At 65.5% G+C, this 18,808-nt stretch carries 23 protein-coding genes and 1 pseudogene; 6 read left to right on the top strand and 18 right to left on the bottom strand.

Annotated elements, in window-relative coordinates; all coding sequences use genetic code 11:
• Positions 1 to 72: 72 nt before the first annotated feature.
• Entirely contained in the window at positions 73 to 441 is a 369-nt protein-coding gene (locus E3C22_RS22765; RefSeq protein ID WP_134764184.1) for a flagellar export protein FliJ, read from the bottom strand.
• A 360-nt stretch (positions 442 to 801) separates the two neighbouring features.
• Between E3C22_RS22765 and ctrA the strand changes: the two genes are divergently transcribed.
• Entirely contained in the window at positions 802 to 1,491 is a 690-nt protein-coding gene (ctrA, locus tag E3C22_RS22770) for a response regulator transcription factor CtrA (RefSeq protein ID WP_134764185.1), read from the top strand.
• Positions 1,492 to 1,602: 111 nt separating this feature from the next.
• On the opposite strand, the gene E3C22_RS22775 is transcribed toward ctrA, so the two are convergent.
• The 3 genes from E3C22_RS22775 to hisA form a co-directional block, all read right to left on the bottom strand.
• Positions 1,603 to 1,953, bottom strand: a complete 351-nt coding sequence (locus tag E3C22_RS22775; protein WP_134764186.1) for a helix-turn-helix domain-containing protein — start codon at positions 1,951 to 1,953, stop codon at positions 1,603 to 1,605.
• A gap of 130 nt (positions 1,954 to 2,083) precedes the next feature.
• Positions 2,084 to 3,076 carry an iron exporter MbfA gene (gene mbfA / locus E3C22_RS22780; RefSeq protein WP_134764187.1) on the bottom strand — a complete coding sequence of 331 codons (993 nt, stop codon included), beginning with the start codon at positions 3,074 to 3,076 and terminating at the stop codon, positions 2,084 to 2,086.
• A gap of 94 nt (positions 3,077 to 3,170) precedes the next feature.
• Positions 3,171 to 3,908, bottom strand: coding sequence for a 1-(5-phosphoribosyl)-5-[(5-phosphoribosylamino)methylideneamino]imidazole-4-carboxamide isomerase (gene hisA / locus E3C22_RS22785; RefSeq protein WP_134764188.1), 738 nt, complete (start codon positions 3,906 to 3,908; stop codon positions 3,171 to 3,173).
• A gap of 154 nt (positions 3,909 to 4,062) precedes the next feature.
• On the opposite strand from hisA, the gene E3C22_RS22790 reads away from it, so the two are divergent.
• Positions 4,063 to 4,920, top strand: coding sequence for a TrmH family RNA methyltransferase (locus E3C22_RS22790; protein ID WP_134764189.1), 858 nt, complete (start codon positions 4,063 to 4,065; stop codon positions 4,918 to 4,920).
• Here E3C22_RS22790 and E3C22_RS22795 read toward each other — a convergent pair.
• A complete protein-coding gene (locus tag E3C22_RS22795; RefSeq protein ID WP_134764190.1) occupies positions 4,905 to 6,233 on the bottom strand; it encodes a coiled-coil domain-containing protein in 1,329 nt (442 codons plus the stop codon). The two genes, E3C22_RS22790 and E3C22_RS22795, sit on opposite strands and share 16 nt — an antisense overlap.
• A 283-nt stretch (positions 6,234 to 6,516) precedes the next feature.
• Positions 6,517 to 7,107, bottom strand: a complete 591-nt coding sequence (locus tag E3C22_RS22800) for a DUF1134 domain-containing protein (RefSeq protein WP_134764191.1) — start codon at positions 7,105 to 7,107, stop codon at positions 6,517 to 6,519.
• Between the two features lie 276 nt (positions 7,108 to 7,383).
• Here E3C22_RS22800 and chpT point away from each other — a divergent pair, with 276 nt between their 5' ends.
• From chpT to E3C22_RS22815, 3 genes are all read left to right on the top strand, one after another.
• Positions 7,384 to 8,031: a histidine phosphotransferase ChpT gene (gene chpT, locus E3C22_RS22805; RefSeq protein WP_134764192.1), complete on the top strand. Its 648-nt coding sequence runs from the start codon at positions 7,384 to 7,386 to the stop codon at positions 8,029 to 8,031.
• 349 nt (positions 8,032 to 8,380) lie between these two features.
• Positions 8,381 to 8,761: a response regulator gene (locus E3C22_RS22810; protein WP_167591878.1), complete on the top strand. Its 381-nt coding sequence runs from the start codon at positions 8,381 to 8,383 to the stop codon at positions 8,759 to 8,761.
• 129 nt (positions 8,762 to 8,890) lie between these two features.
• Entirely contained in the window at positions 8,891 to 9,376 is a 486-nt protein-coding gene (locus tag E3C22_RS22815; RefSeq protein WP_134764194.1) for an Lrp/AsnC family transcriptional regulator, read from the top strand.
• 71 nt (positions 9,377 to 9,447) lie between these two features.
• On the opposite strand, the gene E3C22_RS22820 is transcribed toward E3C22_RS22815, so the two are convergent.
• The 10 genes and pseudogenes from E3C22_RS22820 to E3C22_RS22865 form a co-directional block, all read right to left on the bottom strand.
• Positions 9,448 to 9,744, bottom strand: a complete 297-nt coding sequence (locus tag E3C22_RS22820) for a BrnA antitoxin family protein (protein WP_134764195.1) — start codon at positions 9,742 to 9,744, stop codon at positions 9,448 to 9,450.
• Positions 9,741 to 9,956, bottom strand: a pseudogene (locus E3C22_RS22825) (BrnT family toxin); the annotation flags it as partial. The pseudogene E3C22_RS22825 and the gene E3C22_RS22820, both read right to left, overlap by 4 nt.
• A gap of 126 nt (positions 9,957 to 10,082) precedes the next feature.
• Complete coding sequence (locus E3C22_RS22830; RefSeq protein WP_134764196.1) at positions 10,083 to 10,952, bottom strand: NAD(P)-dependent oxidoreductase; 870 nt, start codon at positions 10,950 to 10,952, stop codon at positions 10,083 to 10,085.
• Between the two features lie 229 nt (positions 10,953 to 11,181).
• Positions 11,182 to 11,505, bottom strand: a complete 324-nt coding sequence (locus tag E3C22_RS22835; RefSeq protein WP_134764197.1) for a helix-turn-helix domain-containing protein — start codon at positions 11,503 to 11,505, stop codon at positions 11,182 to 11,184.
• Complete coding sequence (locus E3C22_RS22840) at positions 11,502 to 11,822, bottom strand: type II toxin-antitoxin system RelE/ParE family toxin (protein ID WP_134764198.1); 321 nt, start codon at positions 11,820 to 11,822, stop codon at positions 11,502 to 11,504. Before E3C22_RS22840 ends, E3C22_RS22835 begins: the two co-directional genes overlap by 4 nt.
• A 32-nt stretch (positions 11,823 to 11,854) precedes the next feature.
• Positions 11,855 to 12,667 carry an ABC transporter permease gene (locus E3C22_RS22845; RefSeq protein ID WP_134764199.1) on the bottom strand — a complete coding sequence of 271 codons (813 nt, stop codon included), beginning with the start codon at positions 12,665 to 12,667 and terminating at the stop codon, positions 11,855 to 11,857.
• Positions 12,664 to 13,374 carry an ABC transporter permease gene (locus E3C22_RS22850; protein WP_134764200.1) on the bottom strand — a complete coding sequence of 237 codons (711 nt, stop codon included), beginning with the start codon at positions 13,372 to 13,374 and terminating at the stop codon, positions 12,664 to 12,666. The genes E3C22_RS22845 and E3C22_RS22850 overlap by 4 nt, the downstream gene beginning before the upstream one ends.
• A 115-nt stretch (positions 13,375 to 13,489) precedes the next feature.
• Positions 13,490 to 14,296 carry an ABC transporter substrate-binding protein gene (locus E3C22_RS22855; RefSeq protein WP_134764201.1) on the bottom strand — a complete coding sequence of 269 codons (807 nt, stop codon included), beginning with the start codon at positions 14,294 to 14,296 and terminating at the stop codon, positions 13,490 to 13,492.
• Positions 14,297 to 14,470: 174 nt separating this feature from the next.
• Positions 14,471 to 15,094 carry a molybdenum cofactor guanylyltransferase gene (mobA, locus tag E3C22_RS22860; RefSeq protein ID WP_280988152.1) on the bottom strand — a complete coding sequence of 208 codons (624 nt, stop codon included), beginning with the start codon at positions 15,092 to 15,094 and terminating at the stop codon, positions 14,471 to 14,473.
• Entirely contained in the window at positions 15,091 to 16,308 is a 1,218-nt protein-coding gene (locus tag E3C22_RS22865; protein ID WP_134764203.1) for a multidrug effflux MFS transporter, read from the bottom strand. Before E3C22_RS22865 ends, mobA begins: the two co-directional genes overlap by 4 nt.
• A 306-nt stretch (positions 16,309 to 16,614) precedes the next feature.
• Here E3C22_RS22865 and E3C22_RS22870 point away from each other — a divergent pair, with 306 nt between their 5' ends.
• Positions 16,615 to 17,157: a hypothetical protein gene (locus E3C22_RS22870; RefSeq protein ID WP_134764204.1), complete on the top strand. Its 543-nt coding sequence runs from the start codon at positions 16,615 to 16,617 to the stop codon at positions 17,155 to 17,157.
• A 111-nt stretch (positions 17,158 to 17,268) separates the two neighbouring features.
• Here E3C22_RS22870 and E3C22_RS22875 read toward each other — a convergent pair whose 3' ends face one another.
• Both E3C22_RS22875 and moaA read right to left on the bottom strand, forming a co-directional pair.
• The gene (locus E3C22_RS22875) at positions 17,269 to 17,751 is read right to left on the bottom strand and encodes a hypothetical protein (protein WP_134764205.1); all 483 of its coding nucleotides are present in this window, start codon (positions 17,749 to 17,751) and stop codon (positions 17,269 to 17,271) included.
• 2 nt (positions 17,752 to 17,753) lie between these two features.
• Positions 17,754 to 18,743, bottom strand: a complete 990-nt coding sequence (gene moaA / locus E3C22_RS22880) for a GTP 3',8-cyclase MoaA (protein WP_134764221.1) — start codon at positions 18,741 to 18,743, stop codon at positions 17,754 to 17,756.
• Positions 18,744 to 18,808 lie beyond the last annotated feature (65 nt).

The raw sequence follows: 18,808 nt of genomic DNA on the forward strand, positions 1-18,808 counted from the left end.
TAAGACACGGGGACCATGCCGCCTGATGCGGCGCATGGTCCCGAGAATGTGTGGTCCGGTTCGGGCGGCCGGTCAGCCGATCGCGCTGCGCCGCGGCTCGGCGTCGTCGCGAAGTCCGTCGCGCTGCTCGATCTTCTCGGCGTTTTCGAGTTCCGCCTCGGTCTCCTCGAGCGACAGCCGCGCGGCGTTGATCTGCACCTTCAGGTCCTTGGCGGAATTCTGCAGATTGTCGCGCCTCAGCCGCGCCGCCTTGGCGAAGGTCGAATAGGCGAAATGATTGACGTCGGTAATCCCCGTCTTTTTTTCCTCGTTGAGGATCTGGGCGTCGAGCTCGCCGGCCATGCGGGAAAATTCTTCCAGCATCAGGTCGAGCTGCTCGACTTGGCGGCGCTTCTCCAGAACCCTGAAGCGCGTCAGCCGCACCATGTTGTCGCGTTTCATACACAAACCCTCAACTGACGGCCTTGCCGGGCAAAGCGCGTTGGAACTCAGCGCGTCGAACTGCTTCGGGCAAGGCTCGTGACCTATGCCCTTAACCGTCTGTTTACGCGCACGGTTAATCATAGGATCGAGGGTTTAAGGCAGGGTAAACCGAACGCGGCGAGCTCTCTTGCCCCGAAAGGAGAGACTTCGGCGCCTCTGCCGGATGCTCGCTGTCAGACCGCGATGTCGACGCGGCCTGAGTCCATGACGGGCCAGGAGGATTTGTTAACCATTCAGTGCCAGTTTGGGCCAAACGATGACAATAATCGCCATGCCGAATTTCCCGGGTTCGGCTCGGCTGGCTGAGAGGACTATCTCATGCGCGTTCTTTTGATCGAAGACGACAGCGCGGTCGCCCAGAGCATCGAACTGATGCTGAAGTCCGAGAGCTTCAACGTCTACACCACCGACCTCGGCGAGGAAGGCGTGGATCTCGGCAAGCTCTATGACTACGACCTGATCCTCCTCGATCTCAACCTGCCCGACATGTCCGGATACGAGGTGCTGCGCACGCTGCGTCTGTCGAAGGTCAAGACGCCGATCCTGATTCTCTCCGGCATGGCCGGCATCGAGGACAAGGTTCGCGGCCTCGGCTTCGGCGCCGACGACTACATGACCAAGCCGTTCCACAAGGACGAGCTGGTCGCCCGCATCCATGCCATCGTCCGCCGTTCCAAAGGCCATGCCCAGTCGGTCATCCACACCGGCGACCTGACGGTCAATCTCGACGCCAAGACCGTCGAGGTCAGCGGCCAGCGGGTGCATCTGACCGGCAAGGAATATGCGATGCTGGAGCTCCTCTCGCTGCGCAAGGGCACGACGCTGACCAAGGAGATGTTCCTCAACCATCTTTACGGCGGCATGGACGAGCCGGAGCTGAAGATCATCGACGTCTTCATCTGCAAGCTGCGCAAGAAGCTGGCGACCGCCGCCGACGGCAAGAACTACATCGAGACCGTCTGGGGCCGCGGCTACGTGCTGCGCGAGCCGGAGGAAGTCGCCGCCTGAGGCTGGCCCCTTCGTCAGACATTGCAACGCCGCGGTTCCAGCTGGATCCGCGGCGTTTTCGCGTTTTGCGGAGATCAGGAGCGGGCCGTGGCACCGTAAAGCGGATGGGCGTCAGGCTGTTTCCTGCTTGCGCCGTCTGCCACCGCGGCCGACCGGAGCCTTGAGGGCGAGGTCGATCTCGATTGTTGCGTCGCCCGGCATTTCGGCCATCACGCGCAACCGGCCGCCGAGGGCTTCGATATAGTCGTTCAGGGTCGACAGTAGCATGTCGTCGCGATGTTCGAGACGCGAGACGTTGTGCTGAGACATGCCGGTGGCTTCGGCGACCTGGTGCTGGGTCTTCTTCAACCCCTTGCGAAGCTGTCGAAGCCCCTCCGCGCGCCCAAGCCTCTTTACTTTCTGGTCGATGCGGGCGCGGCGTTCGTCTGACAGACCGGCCATGACCTCGTTGAGGCTACGCATGTCTCGTCTCCTTCAAGTACCGATCGAAGCGGGCACCGGCGACGGCAATCCAACCCGCTATGAGCCGAAAGCATTTCGAGGGATCAGCCTCCCACAACAACGGACAGAAGCAAGCGGACCCATCCTACCCTCATCCCCCGCCGATCGCGGCACCGGCCGCCAGCACCAGCGCACCGCCGACCACCACCTGCACCGTCGCCCGAAGCACCGGCGTCTCCATGAAGCGGTTCTGGATCCAGACGATTGCCCAGAGCTCCAGGAACACGACGGCAAATGCGATGCTCGTCGCCGTCCAGAAATCCGGGATGAGATAGGGCAGCGCATGGCCGAGGCCGCCGACGGCGGTCATGATGCCGGAGGCAAGGCCCCGCTTGATCGGCGAGCCGCGTCCCGAAAGCTTGCCGTCGTCATGGGCCGCCTCGGTGAAGCCCATCGAAATGCCGGCGCCGACAGCGGCCGCAAGGCCGACGAGCAGCGTCGTGTGCGGGTCGCGGGTGGCAAAGGCGGTGGCGAAGATCGGCGCCAGCGTCGACACCGAGCCGTCCATCAGGCCGGCAAGGCCCGGCTGGACGAGGGTGAGGATCATCTGGCGGCGGGCGGTCCTGTCCTCCTCCTGGCGGGCATCGCCGCCGAGATTTTCCGCCACGAGTTCCTCGGCCTTGTGCTCGTGGGCCCGCTCTGCGGCGGCGAGATCGCCGAGCAGACGCCGCGTGCCGGCATCCTCGCTGCGCTGGGCCGCGACCTCGTAGAAGCGTGCCGCATCCTTCTCCATCCGCTCGGCTTCGGCGCGGATCCTTTCAATGCCGAGATTTTCGATCAGCCAGATCGGCTGGCGCGAGACATAGTCGGCGACATGCTCGCGGCGGATCAGCGGAATGGTCGGTCCGAAGCGGCGCTCGTGCTCGGCGATCAGCGCCCGTCGATGGCCGTCCTCCTCGCGCGCCATCTCGCGAAAGATCGTCGCCGTCGCGGGATAGTCCTGCTCCAGCCGCTCGGCATAGCCGTCATAGATCCGCCCGTCGTCCTCCTCGGCCGAGATGGCGAGGGCGAGGATCTCCCGCTCGGAAAGATCGGCAAAGCGGCGGCGCCCGCGGGCAAAGGAGAGGGGTGCGAAGGAGAGCATGGCGACCTCGGCGGCAGGCGGGAGAGGGACGGATATTCAGATTGGAATCATTCCAATGTAATCCGTCCCGCCGCCAATGCCAGAGGCGTGTCGCTCAGCCTTGTCCGGCCAGCACCTTCAACGCCTCGATGGCGTCGAGCCTGCCGTCATAGAGCGCCCGGCCGGAGATCGCCCCATCCAGCTTCGTCGCGTCGGGCATGGTCATGCGCACGACGTCGGCGATCGAGGCGAGGCCGCCCGAGGCGATCACCGGAATGTCGACGGCCTCGGCGAGTTCGATGGTGGATTCCCAGTTGATGCCGGCCAGCACGCCGTCGCGGTCTATATCGGTGTAGATGATCGCCGCGACGCCGGCATCCTCGAAGCGCCGGGCGAGATCGATGGCGGAAAGCTCCGATGTTTCGGCCCAGCCCTCGACGGCGACCTTGCCGCCCTTGGCGTCGATGCCGACCGCGATCTTTCCGGGGAAGCGCCGTGCCGCGGCCTTCACCAGCTCCGGATCGCGCACCGCGACGGTGCCGAGGATCACCCGCGACAGGCCCTTCTCCAGCCAGCGCTCGATATCGGCCATCGTCCGGATGCCGCCGCCGAGCTGCACCTTCATTTCGGAGCCGACGGCGGCAAGGATCGCCTCGACGGCGTCGTCGTTGACGGCCCGGCCGGCAAAGGCGCCGTTGAGGTCGACGACATGGAGATGGGTGAAGCCGGTATCGAGGAAGGCCTTGGCCTGGCCGGCCGGATCGGCGTTGTACACCGTCGCCTCGTCCATCAGGCCGAGTTTCAGGCGCACGCAGGCCCCATCCTTCAGATCGATCGCGGGATAGAGGATCATGGGCTCGCTCGTTCTGTGGCCTGGCGACCGGAGGAGTTGTCGGTGCTCCGGGTGAAGCCGATCCCCTCTCACAGGGGGCCGGGCCGTGCAAGCCGGGATCGAACGACCGACACGCGCCCCTTAAATCGGCGGTGACTTTGGCTTAGATGATCCCATGACCACCCCGAGCATCCCACCGGCCATTGCCGCCCGCCTCATCGAGATCGACGACGCCGACGATCCGCGTGTCGCAGACTATGCCGACATCCGCGAGCGCGACCGCATCGGCGGCGGTGGCTTCATCGCCGAGGGAACCGTCGTCCTCGACCATCTTTTGACCTCGGAGCGCTTCCGGCCGACCAGCCTGTTCGTCCTGAAAGCCCGTGTCGCGGGTCTCGAGCCCCGCCTGGCGCGGGTGCCTGACGACGTGCCGATCTTCGTCACCGAGCGGCACGTGATGGACGACGTCGCCGGCTTTGCCATCCATCGCGGCGTGCTTGCCCACGGGATCGATCGCGGCCATCCGGACAGGGCGGACACCGCCGATCCTGGCCTTGCCGGCTTCCTGGATGCGACGGTGGCGTCTGCCGGGCCGCTGGTCGTCGCCATCGGCCTTGCCAATCACGACAATGTCGGCGCGATCTTCCGCAATGCCGCCGCCTTCGGTGCGGCCGGCGTCATCCTCGACGCGACATCCTGCCATCCGCTCTATCGCAAGGCGATCCGCGTCTCCGTGGGCACGGCTCTGACGCTCCCCTGGCACCACGGCGCCGATCTCGCAACGATCATCGCGGCGCTGGAAGCGGCGGGCCGCCATCTCGCGGCGTTGTCGCCGCAGGGCGAGAGCGGGATCTCGGCGCTTCTGCAGCGCGGCAAGCTCGCGCTTCTCCTCGGCAGCGAGGGAACGGGCCTTCCGGAGGACGTGCTGTCCCGCTGCGAGACGGTACGGATTGCCATGGCGCCGGGGATCGACAGCCTCAACGTCGCGACCTCTGCCGCAATCGTCCTGTCGCGGCTCTATTCGGCGGCGTGATCGCGGGTTTCCTCGCGAAGGCGACGCACCCGGTCGGCGAGGGAGGGTTGCGATGCCTGCCCCGGGCCGGACGGAGCGATCGTCGCGTCGGCGTCGAGAATGGCGTCGAGCGGCGAGCGCGGCCCTTCCTTCTCGGCGGTGAGGGCGATGACTCGGGCGGCGAGTTCGCCGACCTTCTGCCGCAGATCGTCGTCGCCGAGATCGTCGGGAAATTCCGGCCGTTCCGAAAGACCGAGGGTTTCGGCAAGAGACGGCCGCGCAACGGCGGCAACGGGCTCCTCGGCGGCAGCCTCCGTCTCGTTGGGGGTTTCGGTCTGCGCAGCGGGCTCGGCAGGCTTTGCGGTGGCGGCCACGACAGATGCAATGGAAGCAGCGGCCACGGGATCGGCCGCCGGCAGAGGCGACACCTTGGGCTCTTCCGCGGCCTCTTCGCTGCGGCGGCCGAAAGCCGGGCGCACGGCGGGGCGAAGGCGCAAGCGGCGCTCGCCCCGGGCCTCGTCGTCGTCCTCGGTCGCCTCACCGGCCCCGCCGGCTTTCGGGCCGAAAGAGGATCCTGCCAGCGCAGCGCTGCTCGCCGCCTCGCCGAGCAGCCTTGCGACCTGATCGTCCCGGTCGGCGAGTTGCGAGGCCAGTCTGGCGCCCTTTTCGTCAAGCCGCTTCACGGCATTCTTTTCCTTGGCGAGGTGAGCCTGGAGGGCGCTCGTCTCGCCGCGCAGCCGCTCGATCTGGTGGACGCTCTCGCGCCGGTCGCGTTCGGCCTCGCGCAGCGCATCCGACAGATCCTCGACTCTGGTCTCGAGTTCGACGATCATCGCCTTGCGCTCGTCGGCGATGGCGCCGAGTTCGTCGAAGCGGTCGGAGAGTGCGTCGAGCTCGTCGGTCCGCGCCTCGAGATCGCTGCCGACCGCGCGCAGATCGCTCTCGATCGTCTCGATCTCGGCATCCCTCAAGGAGAGCTGCTCGCTGGCTTCCGAAAGCTCGTCGGTCAGTGCCGCGACGCTCTCGGCGAGAACCGTGTTGCGGGCCCGCAATTCGGCGTTCTCGCCGGCGATGCGGCCGGCCTCGGCCCTTGCCAGCGCCGCCTTGTCCATCTCGGCCTCGGCCTTCAGCTCCCGGCGCCGCGCCGAGACGGCCGCCTCGGCGCGCACGTGATCGAGGCTGGCGCGGATCTCCCGTGCCGATGCCGGAATGGTGGCGCGGTACTCGCGAAGCGCGAGGCGCCGCGACCGCGACCAGAACAGCGGCGATACGACCAGGGCGATCAGGGTCGCCGCCAGGAAGCCGAACGCAAAAGTGAGGGCGGTGGCGATCATCGAAATTCCGAAGCGTCAAGTCCTTCGCGCAGACATATAGAGCATTTGCCGCTTCCATGCGCGCCCCGAGCGGCGAGATCGCCACAAAAGCAACGCCCTATGGTGAATGCGACACGGCCGGCGCCGGCTCCTCGCGGCCAAAGCGGGCCGCGGAAGTGGCCCAAGATGCTGCATCGCGGGACGATATCACGGCACGCGCGAAGACGCCGGACCCTTATGGGATCCGGCGTCAGGAAAATCGATTGACGGCTGCCTTCTGGGGCAACCGCCGGTCTTCGAAAGATCAGAACGGGTTCCAGGTCGGCATCGGGGTGAGCTTGAGGTAGCCCACATTCAGGCCGAGCCGCGCGCCGACGCCGGTCTTGACCGGAACGAGGAGCACGTTGTCCCGGGCCAGAACCGTCATGCCGAGGCCGCCGACGAGATAGGCGGTGCCGGAAACGCCGCCGAAGCGGCCGAAGACGGCGTCGACCGAAGGCAGATTGTAGACCAGCATCATGGTGCGGGCGCCGTCGCCGCCGACGTCGAAGCCGAGCGAGGGGCCCTGCCAGAAGACTTTCCGCTGGCCGGCATTCTTGGTGTAGAGCGAGCCCTCGCCGAAGCGCAGGCCGCCGAAGAAGGCGCCGGAGGCTTCCTGACCGAGGATGTAGCCGTTCGGCAGGCCGTAGTTCTGGAAGGCCCGCTCGATCAGCTGGGCGAGGCCACCCGAGGTCGAGCCGAAGAACTGCTGGCCGGTATTGACGACCTCGTCCATGGTGTAGCCGTTCTGCCCGACCGCCTGCGCGGTGGCGGGGCTGGCGAGCGAGCCGATTGCCGCAAGGCCGAGGCAGGCGGCGACGGCGAGACTGCGGAACGTGCCGACGATCGAACGCATGATCCATTCCTTTCGCAAGGCGGGCCGTGACGGCCGGAAACGGGGCGCATCCGCCCCTTTCCGCGCAATTTGATCCGATCGTGGTTTCCGAAAGACTAATGCAGGCGAAGGAAAGCGCATCTTTTTCGCGAGGCACCTCTGGGTCGATGGTTTCCCGCGGCGCTCGGACCTTGCTCCAGCACTTGGTTGACCTCCCGGCGGCGAGGAATCATGGTCGTTTCGCAAAACCGGCGATGATTCGCTTTTTAACGATCCTGACGGGGCCGAGGTGCGTCCATGACCAGCCTGCCATCCATCTCCGCGGCAGATCTCGCGGCGCTTCTGGCCAGCCGCCTGTGCCACGACATCATCTCGCCGGTCTTCGGCATCCAGAGCGGCCTGGAACTCCTCGACGACATGCCGGGCGACAAGGAGTCGATGGATCTGGTGCGCTCGTCGCTGAAGGCGGCGGTGGCCAAGCTCCAGTTCGCGCGCATCGCCTTCGGCGCCGCCGGCTCCCAGACCGCGGCGATCGACCTCAACGACGCCAAGACCGTGGCGATCGGCTATATGGACCACGAGAAGCCGAGCCTCGTCTGGGAAGGTGAGCCGGGTTACGTTCCCAAGAACTACGCCAAGATCGTCCTCAATCTGGTGGTCATGGCGAGTGCCGCCATCAGCCGTGGCGGCGAGATCAAGGTCGTCATCGAAAGCATCGAGCCTTTCCGCGCGACGGTCTCCGCCGGTGGCGGGCGCATCCGCCTGCAGCCGCGGCTCGTCCAGATGCTCGACGGCACCGAGGTCGAGGAGGCTCTCGACGCCCAGGCGATCCAGCCCTTTTACACGCTGTTCCTGGCGGAGGAATCCGGCCTCGCCGTCACCTATGAGAAGACCGACGAGAAGGTGGAATTCCATCTGCAGCCGAAGCCGGCGAGTGCCGGCTGAGCCGGCCCCCCGCGCCGAAACGGCAGCTATCCGCCGCCGGGTGGCCACTTCGACCGGGGAGGGCTTCGACGAGATGCCGCAATGTCCGGCGGGGCGTCGAAATCTGGCGGACCGCGCTCACAATTACGCGATGCACGGCATTCTCGCGGTCCGTTTTACCCAGCGTTAGCCATTTTCCTGAACACTTCCGAAAAGCCGTAACGTTACCTTGCGACCGGCGAGCAGGAACGGCCTTTGGCGACCTCGACTTTGAAACGTCGAAGTAGATCGTCGCGGGCCCGCCAAGTGTCCCGACACACTCGCCATCTGCTCGCAAACGACAGGGATGCGGCATCGGAAGGATGAGACAATGACGACCTGCCTGATCATCGACGATGCGCCGGTCATCCGGAAGATCGCCTTTCGCCTCCTGAGCCGGGAAGGGCTCTCCGTCGACACGCTGGAGAAGCCGGCCGAGGCCGTCGAGTGGATCGAAAGCCACGGCGCGCCGAACATCCTGCTGATCGGCGCCAGCGCCCAGGACAAGACCGTCGTCGGCGACATCAAGCTGCTGCGCGAACAGGCCGGCAGCGGCATGCATGTCATCGCGATGATCGTCGAGGCCAATCTCGGCCTGATGACCCGGCTGAAGCGGGCGGGCGTCGACAGCTATCTCTACAAGCCCTTCGACCGCGACGCACTGGAAGCGAGCCTGCGCCCGCATCTCCAGCCCGAGCCCGCTGTCGCCTGAGCTAGCCAGTCGCGGGACGCAGCTGTCGTCTGACGTTCAAGCCGCCGCACAGCGGTTGTGGACGCGAACTTCCGCTCGCGGCTCATCTCCTGTATCCCGTTGCTTCCAGCCCATCGTTCGGGAAGCCATATGGACCGGCTCGACAAGAAGATCCTGCGCCTGCTTCAGGAGGACGCGACCCTCGCGGTCGCCGACGTCGCCAAGCGCGTCGGCCTGTCGACGACGCCCTGCTGGCGGCGGATCCAGCGGCTGGAGGAAGAGGGCGTCATCAGGCGGCGCGTTGCCGTGCTCGACCCCGAGAAGATCAACGCCCGGGTGACCGTCTTCGTCGCCATCCGCACCAATTCCCATTCGACCGAATGGCTGAAGCGCTTCTCCGAGGTGGTCGGCGAGTTTCCCGAGGTGATCGAGTTCTACCGCATGAGCGGCGACGTCGACTATCTGCTGCGCGTCGTGGTGCCGGACATCGCCGCCTATGACGCCTTCTACAAGCGGCTGATCGAGAAGATCGAGATCCGCGACGTCTCCTCGTCCTTCGCGATGGAGCAGATCAAGTACACCACCCAGCTGCCGCTCGACTACATGGTGCTCGACAAGGAACCGCGGGGCGAGTGAGCCGAACCGAGAAGGCCTGAATGGTCCAGCGCGCCTCGGCTTCGCGGCAGCCGGTTCGAGCCGAACGTGGCTCAGGCCGCCTTACCCTCGATCCACCGTCGCAGAACGTCATTGACGCGGCTTTGCCAGCCAGGCCCTGTCGCACGCAGCTTTTCGACGAGATCCGCGTCGAGACGGATCGAGATCGGTCGCTTGTCTTGCGCCGCGGCACGTCGGCCAAGTGTTTCCACGATCGCGGCGTGTAACTGAGGCATGGCCTCAGAAAGCGGGCGGGCTTCGGCCAGCTCCGCGTCCGTCAATTCCGGAAATTCGACGGCATCCCAGTCTTCCGGGCTGAAGTCCTCGCTCTTTGGAAACTTTTTCTTCAAAGGAGCCTCCGTTCATTTCTGGATGCCCGGCGCATGCTGATGATCGAGATGGCTTCACTTCCAAGTGGGGCGAAAATGACGGCCGTCACGCCCTTCAGGCGGCCAATGGCAATCTGACGACCATGCTTTCCAGGAACGACGATGGGGGAGAGGAAGAATTCCAGATCGACGTCCTCGAAATCCATTCCGTGTTTTCGCAAGTTTGCCCGCCGCTTCGCATCGTCTCAAACGATCCGCATGAGCCCCCTGCAATTGATGTCCGGCTCAGAGAACGACCCTATGGGCCGCCTGTCAACGAGAGGCTGTTATGACAGAGTCTTGGAACACTGTATGCTTCGCTACCGATTGAGCAGCGCCAGCAAACTCGACGTATCCCAGCGTTTGCCGCCCATCGCCTCCACCTCGGCATAGAACTGATCGACCAGTGCGGTGACCGGCAGGCGGGCGCCCTTGCGCTTGGCCTCGGCAAGGCAGATGCCGAGGTCCTTGCGCATCCATTCGACCGCGAAGCCGTGGTCGTAGTGGCCGGCGCTCATCGTCTTGTGGCGGTTCTCCATCTGCCAGGAACCGGCGGCGCCCTTGGAGATCACCGAAACCACCTTCTCGATGTCGAGCCCGGCCTTCTGGCCGAAGGCGATGGACTCTGAAAGCCCCTGGACGAGCCCGGCAATGCAGATCTGGTTCATCATCTTGGTGAGTTGGCCGGAGCCGGCGGGGCCCATCAGCCCGACCATCTTGGCGTAGCATTCGATCACCGGTTTCGCTGCGTCGAAATCCGCCTGTGAACCGCCGCACATGACGGTGAGGACGCCGTTCTCGGCGCCGGCCTGCCCGCCCGACACCGGCGCGTCGAGGAACTTGAAGCCCTGCTCGTATGCGGCCTCGCCAAGCTCGCGGGCGAGCTCCGCCGAGGCGGTGGTGTTGTCGATCAGCGTCGCGCCGGATTTCATGCCCGCGAAGATGCCGTCCTCGCCATAGACGACCGAGCGGACGTCGTCGTCATTGCCGACGCACATGAAGACGAAGTCGGCGTCCACCACGGCCTCGCGCGGGGTCGGGGAATGGCCGCCGCCATGCTCGCCGGCCCATTTCCTGGCCTTTTCGGCAGTGCGGTTGTAGACGGTGACGTCGTGGCCGCCCTTGTCCTTCAGATGCGCGGCCATGGGGTAGCCCATCACGCCGAGCCCGATGAATGCGACCTTGGCCATCCGTCTTCCTCTTCCTTTAAAGAATGTCGGGGGCGAAACTATCGGCAGGGCGCGGCTTTTCAATCGAGCCGCTGGCGAAAAGGCGGTTGTCGTCCGGTCGTTGGCCTGCCTGGCCCGTGAAAATGTCAGTTCCGGCACAGGGTGCCAGAATGCCGGCATGAAAACGCGCGACACAAAGCCGGGTCTGGCCTGAAGACGCCGCGTTTGGCCGCGTGAAGCGGCCGGGCTCTCATGCCGCGGACTGGGACCCGCGGGGCGCCGGCAGCGGCTTGATCTCGATGGTGATCGGGCGGCCGACGGCGGTGGCGTATTTCTGGATCGAGCCCGTCGACACCGATTGCCGGCCGCTCTCCATCCGGGCGATCGCCGACTGGGAGGTCTTCATCCGCTCGGCGACGTCCTTCTGCGAAAGTCTCGATGCGCTCCTGGCGGCGATCAGGGCCTTTGCCACGGCGAATTCGTTGGCCATCTCGTCATAGGCGGCTTTCACCTCCGGATCGGCGAGGTGCCTGGCCGCCAGTTCGTCGAGGGAGATGGTGTCGGCGCGGTTCATGTCGCATCCTTCAGTCGCTTCAGTGCCAGATCGATTTCGGAACGCGGTGTCTTCTGGCTCTTCTTCGCAAAGATCCGGACGACGAGGATGCGTTGACCCGAGGCGAGAAAATAGACCGCCCGCGCAATACCATCCCTGCCTTGCAGACGCATTTCCCAAAGCTTGTTTCCGAGCGGTCGAACATGGGGCATGCCGACCTGCATCGGCGACTCACTCTCAAGACGCCGAGCAATGAAGATGAACTTACCGCGGAGGTCGCCCGGTAGCGCTTCAGATTTGGATGCAGCATCCTGCGTGAGTTCGACTTTCCAACGCATCCATATCTCAAAATTGAGATGGGTTCAAACGCTCACCGCTTCAAATGGCGTGTCAGCCGCCGCTCGGCCCAGTTGGTGGCGTGCCTCAGCGCCTCGACGATGGCGAGGTAAAGCAGCGCCGCCCAGACATAGGTCTGGAAGTCGTAGGTGCGCGAATAGGCCTGCCGGGTCTCGCCGAAGAGGTCGTAGACGGTGATGATCGCGACGATCGCCGAGGCCTTGATCATCAAAATGATCTCGTTGGCATAGGGGCGTAGCGCAACGATCAGCGCCTGCGGCAGCACGATCTTGAAGAAGATCACCAGGCGCGGGATGCCGAGCGAGCGCCCGCCCTCCCACTGGCCCTTCGGCACGCTCTCGATGGCGCCGCGCAGGATCTCGGCCTGGTAGGCGGCGGTGTTGAGGGCGAGGGAGAGAAGGCCGCAATACCAGGCCTCGCGGAAGAACCACCACAGTCCGATCGTCTCGAAGAAGCCGTGAAACTGGCCGAAGCCATAGTAGATCAGGAAGATCTGAGCGATCAGCGGCGTGCCGCGGAAGAAGTAGACGAAGGCGAAGGACAGCGCCCGGGCGATCGGGTTCGTCGCCATCCGGCCGAGCGCGACCGGCAGCGAGACGATGGCGCCGCAGACGAAGGAGACGGCGACCAGAGAGACCGTGACCCAGAGGCCTGACAGATATTTCATTCCGAAACGCTCGATCAGCGTCACGTCGAAGGCCTGGACGAAATAGAAGACGAAGGCGATAGCGACGGCGATCCAGATGCCGATGGCGATCAGGCCGGCGGGCTTCAGCTTCGGCCGCGGTGCGGCCGGAACGGCGAGCGTCGTCGTGTTGCCGCTCATTTCGCCACCTCGCCGCGCTTGGTCCAGCGGTCGATGCCGCCGATGGCGAAGGACGAGATGATGGTGAGGATTAGGTAGAGGACGATCGCCGTGCCGAAAAACAGGAAGGGCTCGCGCGAGACGCGGGCGGCGATTCCGGCCTGCCGCAGGATGTCGGCAAGGCCGATGACCGAGACGAGGGCGGTGTCCTTCAGAAGGTTCATCCAGAGATTGGCAAGGCCCGGCAAGGCGATCTTGATCAGCTGCGGCAGGATGACGAGGAGCATCACCTTGGCCCTGCCGAGCCCCAGCGATAGCCCGCCCTCGCGCTGGCCGTGCGGGATCGCCCGGAAGGCGGAGAGGAACACCTCGCTGGCGAAGGCCGAGAAGACGACGCCGAGCGCCACCATGCCGGAGACGAAGCTCGACAGCGCGATGTCCGGCAGGCCGGTCGCTTGGCTTGCCGACTTCAGCGCGGCATTGATGCCGAAATAGACGAGGAACAGCGTCAGGAGTTCGGGCAGGCCGCGGAAGATCGTCGTGAAGATATCGGCGGAAAGCTTCAGCAGCGCGTCTTCGGACTGCTTGGCGAGCGACAGGAGGAAGCCGAGGACGAGACCGATCGGCAAGGTTGCGAGCGACAGGGAGACGGTGACGAGAACGCCCCGGGCGAGGTCGTCGCCCCAGCCGGTCGAGCCGAAGCCGAGAAGGGTGAGGGATTCGTTCATCGGGTCAGATCGTCACCGCAGTCGATTGAGTTGCCGGCATGCAATTCGCGCCGCGCCGAAAAAAGGCCGCCGGCAGGGTGCCGGCGGCCTGTGTCCTCCTATCCGTAGGCGAGCGTCACTTGGTCTCGGCGCCGTAGACGTCGAAGTCGAAGTATTGGCCCTGGATCTTCTCGTAGGTGCCGTCTTCGCGGATCTCGGCGATCGCCTTGTTGAACATCTCCTTGAGCTTGTCGTTACCCTTGCGAAGGCCGATGCCGACGCCCTTGCCATAGATCTGCGGATCGGCCGGCAGCGTGCCGAGGATCTTGCAGCACTTGCCCTCGTCGCTCTTCACCCATTCGTCGAGCACGACGACATCGTCCATCACCGCGTCGAGGCGGCCGTTCTCGATGTCGAGCTTGTATTCCTCGGCGGTCGGATACTGGCGGATGTCGGCGTCCGGGAAGAGCGCCGCGGCGGCGCGGGCGTGGGTCGTCGAGACCTGCGCGCCGATCGCCTTGCCCGACAGCGCCTCGTCGGTTGCCTCGGTGACTTCGCTGTCCTTCGGCACGGCGATCGCCGGCGGCGTGTTGTAGTATTTGTTGGTGAAGGCGATCTGCTCCTCGCGCTCCGGCGTAATCGACATCGAGGCGATGATCGCGTCGAAATTGCCGTTCTGCAGCGCCGGGATCATGCCGTCCCAGTCCTGGGTCACAAAGGTGCATTCCACCTTCATGTGCTCGCAGAGCGCCTTGGCGATGTCGACGTCGAAGCCCTTGAGTTCGCCCGATGCGTCGAGGAAGTTGAAGGGCGGATAGGCGCCCTCGGTGCCGATCCTGACCGTCGACCAGTCCTTGTCGGCGTCGCTCTCCTGAGCCACGGCCGCGCCGGCGAGCAGCGCCGACAGCGCGGCGGCGAGAGCGAATGATTGGGCAAGACGCATGGAAACCCCTTATGTCGTCAGAAATTGGTTGCTCTGTTTTCCAAACCGGCGCGGCAGCTAAGCTGCCGACCGATTGGGCATGCTTGGTCGGAAGGCATGCTGCCATTTTTCGAAAGCCGAAAGCAACTCTCGTTTGCCGGCCGCCCCGTGGATTTCGCCCCGCATGTCTGCGCGTCACGCACCATGCTGCCGGCGGAGAAAGGCTTCAGCCAGCGAAAGATCGTCCGGCGTGTTGACGTTGAAGAACGGGTCGCCCGCCGGTGCGTCCGCGGTCGCGGGGATCTCCGCCACCACATGCCCGATCGCCTCGAGAAAGGCACGGATTGCCAGCGGCCGGCCCTCGTCGAGCCAGCGTTCGAGATCCGGCAGCACCGTCAGCGGCCACATCGCCGTCGCCGGCTGGATGCGACCGGCATGGACGGCCGCCACCGGCTTGTCGAGATCTGTCGAGGCCAGCCGTTCGACGATGTCGACCGGCAGGAAGGGTGTATCCCCCGGCGTGACGAAGAGCCGGTCTGGCCCGGCCGTTCCCATCACTGACAGCGCCTGAAGCCCGGCCTCGATGCCAGCGAGTGGGCCGGGGAGGCCAGGCCGGTGGTCGGGCGCGAGGGGGAGATTGAGATGATCGTATCCGGCGCCGGCGGGCGCGGCGAGGATCAGCGGCGCCGCCTGTCGCTCGAGCCTTGCGACGACATGAAGGATCAGCGGCCGGCCGGCGAGGGGAACGAGCGGCTTCGGGACAGCGCCGCCCATGCGGCTGCCCCTGCCGCCTGCGAGGATCAGGCCGGCCGGCGTCACGCCGTGTGCCGGACGCGCCGCACCAGCATGGCGGCGACGAGGGAGCCGAGACCGAACACCGACATCAGCGCCAACAGGCCGATCGGCCCGCCATGGCGAGTCGCGACCAGCGCGGCGGCAAACGAGGCGAGCGCACCGGTGCCGATCTGCAGCGCTCCCATCATGCCCGCCGCGGCGCCGGCGGCATGGGGAACCACGCTGACGCCGCCGGCGGTGGAGGTCGGCGTCGCCAGACCGTTGCCGATGCCGACGAGGAACATCGGGCCGAACAGCGTCAGCGGGCTCAGCCAGCCGGCCCCGACCAAAGCAAGGGAAAGCAGCGCCGCCCCCATGGAAATGGCGCTGCCGGCCACCATCAGCGTCTTGATGCCAAGCCGTTCGGAGAGCTGGGCGGTGATGAAATTGCCGATGATGTAGCCCGCGGCGCAGAGCGCGAACCACAGGCCGTATTCCGCCGGCGTCATGCCGAGGAGACTCGCCGCGACGAAGGGGGCACCGCCGAGAAAGGCGAAGAAAACCGCCGAAATCAGCGCTGAAACCATGGCATAGTTCCAGAACGAGCCGGCGGTGAGGAGGGCGGCGTAATTGGCCAACTGACCGCGCATCGGCTTGCCGCGCTCGGGATTGGTCTCGTTGAGATCGACGAAGAGCAGGCCGATGGCGACGATGCCGATCGCCGCCAGGAGCCAGAACACCATCCGCCAGCCGAATGCCGTGTCGATCGTGCCGCCGATCAGCGGGCCGAGCAGCGGCGCAATGGCGAAACCCATAGTGACATAGCCGATCATCGCGGCAGCGCGTTCGCGCTCATAGACGTCGCGAACGATCGCCCGCGACAAGGCGATGCCCGTCGCGCTCGCCGCCTGCACCACCCGGCCGGCGAGAAACAAGACGACGTCGGCAGCGGCGAGGCACATGACCGTTCCGACGAGGTACAGCACCATGCCGCCGATGATCACTGGCCGGCGGCCGTAGCGATCCGACAGCGGACCGGCCAAGAGCTGGATCAGCGCCGTCGCGGCGAGATAGAGCGACAGGCCGAGGCCGACGATCGCCTCGTCGGCGACCAGATCCCTGGCGATCGAGGCCATGGACGGGATGAAGATGTTGATCGCCAGCGGCGAGAGCGCCGAGGCGATCATCAAAGTGACCAGCATTGGCCGTCGCACGGTCCTGCCCGCATCCGGGAGATGCGCGTCGCGCGTGGCTGTCATGAGCGGTTCGTCGCTTTTGAGATGGGAGCGGGACCCCGTGAGGTCATCGCGCAATGAAGGCCGTAGATGTCCGCCGGCTGCTCAATGGCAAGGGCGGCAGAGGAAATCGGCGCTGCGACGGGGGCTCTTTCCGCAGCGCCCGCCTGGCGTTTGACGCACAGTTCTCGGCAATCCGGTCGCTGGGTAAGATCACGTTTCTGCGAAAACGCTTGCGTATTGCCCGATCGATAAAATGCGCTCGTCAATCACAAGAAATCCGCAGGACAGTCATCCCCAAGATTTTTCTTCAGCGCCTGGAGAAGAACGATGGGGTTCAACTTTTCTGCAGTGACCGCCCTTCTTGGCGGCTATCCGGACCGGCAGACCGCCGTCGACGAGCAGGATCGGCGTCGGCGCGGGCGTGATCGGAACCACTTTCAGGGTGTCGATGCTGGCGAAGCCTCATCACACGATACCCCGCGCCTTGCGGAACCCGTCGCCGAGAGATCCCCCGTCGCGCTCAACGGCATCGGTCGGGCGCTCGACGCACTGATCGCGGCGGAAGAAACCCGTCGTAGGAACCTCCCCTCGCTGAAGGATGGCGACCAGGCGGACGCGCGGCTCTCTTCTGCGCTGAAGGCATCCCTGCCGCGTGCTCAGCTTCAGCCGACCACCGAGGGAGCACCGCCGGCAGCCACGCCCGAGCCGCCGAAGCGGAATTGGGACGAGATCCGCAGCCTGATCGAGGCCCTGGCGACCGCCGAACGGCCGCACGAGCAGGCAAAGGCCGAGATCCCACTGGACGACATCCTGCCCGACGATGAGCCGGTGGAATTCCACCCCTGGCAGCCGAAGGTCCGCCAGGGCTGAGGGCGACGCGCCACCGTCGGCAGGGCTACGGAAGGCGCAAACTCCACGGTCGCCGGCACCACCGACTGCCGGCCGCTCCGACGCTCCTATCGCGACCGGACCGGCGTCGGCTCAGCTGCCGGACGGACCCTTGAGGGTCATCGTCACCGGGCCGACGAGCTTGTCATAGGTGCTGCGCTGGTCCTTCGGATAGCGGATCGCCACCGAGTGGATCAGGTCGCCGCGGAAGATGTAGCGCTCGTAGAAGATCCGGCCGTCGTGATAGCCCGACACCACCGCCCAGCTGTTGCCGGAGGCGTCGTAGGTGACGTCGTCCATCTGTCCGCGGTCGCGGATGATCGATTTCGGCGTCTCGCCGCCACGGTTCTCCCGGGCATAGATGAAGATCTGCGCGCCGTCCGGCGAGGCCCAGGCGAGGCCGTCGCCCTCCACCGGGGCGGGCAGCCTTTCCGGGAAGGCCTCGGCCGGGAAGCTCGCCTTCGTCCCGAAGCGCTCGTTCTTGTAGGTCACCTGACCCGCAAATGCAGGCGCACAGGCAATGGTTGCGGCAAGGCCCATGGCCACTGCCGCCGCGAGATACCGCGATGTCGTCATGTCTATCCTCCGGTCACGCTCATATGTCGCGAGACGGCGGGTCTGCGCGTCTCCCGATCGATAATGAAGTCATGTCCCTTCGGTTTCCGGCCGATCGCCTCGTCGATGGCGTTCGACAGGAGTTCGTTGCCCTCGGAGGCTCTGAGCGGCCCCCTGAGATCGGCGGCGTCCTCCTGGCCAAGGCACATATAGAGGGTGCCGGTGCAGGTCAGGCGGACGCGGTTGCAGCTTTCGCAGAAATTGTGGGTGAGCGGCGTGATGAAGCCCAGCCGGCCGCCAGTCTCGGCAACCTCGACATAGCGGGCCGGGCCGCCGGTCTTGTAGGGAATGTCGGTCAGGGTGAAGCGCTCGGAGAGCCGCGCCCGGACGGCCGAGAGCGGCAAATACTGGTCGGTCCGGTCGCCGTCGATCTCGCCGAGCGGCATCGTTTCGATCAGCGTCAGGTCCATGCCTTCGCCATGGGCCCATTCGAGCATTGCGGGGATCTCGTCGTCGTTGAAGCCCTTCAGCGCAACGGCGTTGAGCTTCACCCTGATGCCGGCGGCCTGGGCCGCCTTGATCCCGGCCATCACCTTGGCGAAGTCGCCCCAGCGGGTAATCGCCTTGAACTTGTCCGGGTCCAGCGTGTCGAGCGAGACGTTGATCCGCTTGACGCCGCAATCGGCGAGCTCCGACGCAAATCGTTCGAGCTGCGAGCCGTTGGTGGTGATCGTCAGTTCCTCCAGCGCACCGGTTTCCAGATGGCGCGAGAGCGAGCGGATGAGATGCATGATGTTGCGGCGGACAAGCGGCTCGCCGCCGGTCAGGCGAAGCTTCCTCACGCCCTTGTCGATGAAGGCGGTGGACAGCCGGTCGAGCTCTTCCAGCGTCAGGAGATCACGCTTCGGCAGGAAGGTCATGTCCTCGGCCATGCAATAGACGCAGCGGAAATCGCAGCGGTCCGTCACCGAGATGCGCAGATAGGTGATCGCGCGGCCGAACGGGTCGATCATGTTCGCGCCGCCTGGCGCAGGCGTCGCCGCCACGCCGCCGCCGGCCCGCTCCACGATGTCCTTGA

Source organism: Jiella endophytica (assembly GCF_004519335.1).
GTDB classification, from domain to species: Bacteria; Pseudomonadota; Alphaproteobacteria; order Rhizobiales; family Rhizobiaceae; genus Jiella; species Jiella endophytica.

Bases quoted from the DNA above. Each gene is read 5' to 3' on its own strand.
- E3C22_RS22775 (WP_134764186.1), bottom strand. From the start codon at position 1,953: ATGCGTAGCCTCAACGAGGTCATGGCCGGTCTGTCAGACGAACGCCGC.
- E3C22_RS22790 (WP_134764189.1), top strand. From the start codon at position 4,063: ATGACCACCCCGAGCATCCCACCGGCCATTGCCGCCCGCCTCATCGAG.
- E3C22_RS22840 (WP_134764198.1), bottom strand. From the start codon at position 11,822: ATGCGTTGGAAAGTCGAACTCACGCAGGATGCTGCATCCAAATCTGAA.
- E3C22_RS22765 (WP_134764184.1), bottom strand. From the start codon at position 441: ATGAAACGCGACAACATGGTGCGGCTGACGCGCTTCAGGGTTCTGGAG.
- mbfA (WP_134764187.1), bottom strand. From the start codon at position 3,076: ATGCTCTCCTTCGCACCCCTCTCCTTTGCCCGCGGGCGCCGCCGCTTT.
- moaA (WP_134764221.1), bottom strand. From the start codon at position 18,743: ATGATCGACCCGTTCGGCCGCGCGATCACCTATCTGCGCATCTCGGTG.
- hisA (WP_134764188.1), bottom strand. From the start codon at position 3,908: ATGATCCTCTATCCCGCGATCGATCTGAAGGATGGGGCCTGCGTGCGC.
- E3C22_RS22810 (WP_167591878.1), top strand. From the start codon at position 8,381: ATGACGACCTGCCTGATCATCGACGATGCGCCGGTCATCCGGAAGATC.
- E3C22_RS22830 (WP_134764196.1), bottom strand. From the start codon at position 10,952: ATGGCCAAGGTCGCATTCATCGGGCTCGGCGTGATGGGCTACCCCATG.
- chpT (WP_134764192.1), top strand. From the start codon at position 7,384: ATGACCAGCCTGCCATCCATCTCCGCGGCAGATCTCGCGGCGCTTCTG.
- E3C22_RS22875 (WP_134764205.1), bottom strand. From the start codon at position 17,751: ATGACGACATCGCGGTATCTCGCGGCGGCAGTGGCCATGGGCCTTGCC.
- E3C22_RS22795 (WP_134764190.1), bottom strand. From the start codon at position 6,233: ATGATCGCCACCGCCCTCACTTTTGCGTTCGGCTTCCTGGCGGCGACC.
- E3C22_RS22865 (WP_134764203.1), bottom strand. From the start codon at position 16,308: ATGACAGCCACGCGCGACGCGCATCTCCCGGATGCGGGCAGGACCGTG.
- E3C22_RS22850 (WP_134764200.1), bottom strand. From the start codon at position 13,374: ATGAACGAATCCCTCACCCTTCTCGGCTTCGGCTCGACCGGCTGGGGC.
- E3C22_RS22855 (WP_134764201.1), bottom strand. From the start codon at position 14,296: ATGCGTCTTGCCCAATCATTCGCTCTCGCCGCCGCGCTGTCGGCGCTG.
- E3C22_RS22800 (WP_134764191.1), bottom strand. From the start codon at position 7,107: ATGCGTTCGATCGTCGGCACGTTCCGCAGTCTCGCCGTCGCCGCCTGC.
- E3C22_RS22845 (WP_134764199.1), bottom strand. From the start codon at position 12,667: ATGAGCGGCAACACGACGACGCTCGCCGTTCCGGCCGCACCGCGGCCG.
- E3C22_RS22815 (WP_134764194.1), top strand. From the start codon at position 8,891: ATGGACCGGCTCGACAAGAAGATCCTGCGCCTGCTTCAGGAGGACGCG.
- E3C22_RS22835 (WP_134764197.1), bottom strand. From the start codon at position 11,505: ATGAACCGCGCCGACACCATCTCCCTCGACGAACTGGCGGCCAGGCAC.
- E3C22_RS22870 (WP_134764204.1), top strand. From the start codon at position 16,615: ATGGGGTTCAACTTTTCTGCAGTGACCGCCCTTCTTGGCGGCTATCCG.
- ctrA (WP_134764185.1), top strand. From the start codon at position 802: ATGCGCGTTCTTTTGATCGAAGACGACAGCGCGGTCGCCCAGAGCATC.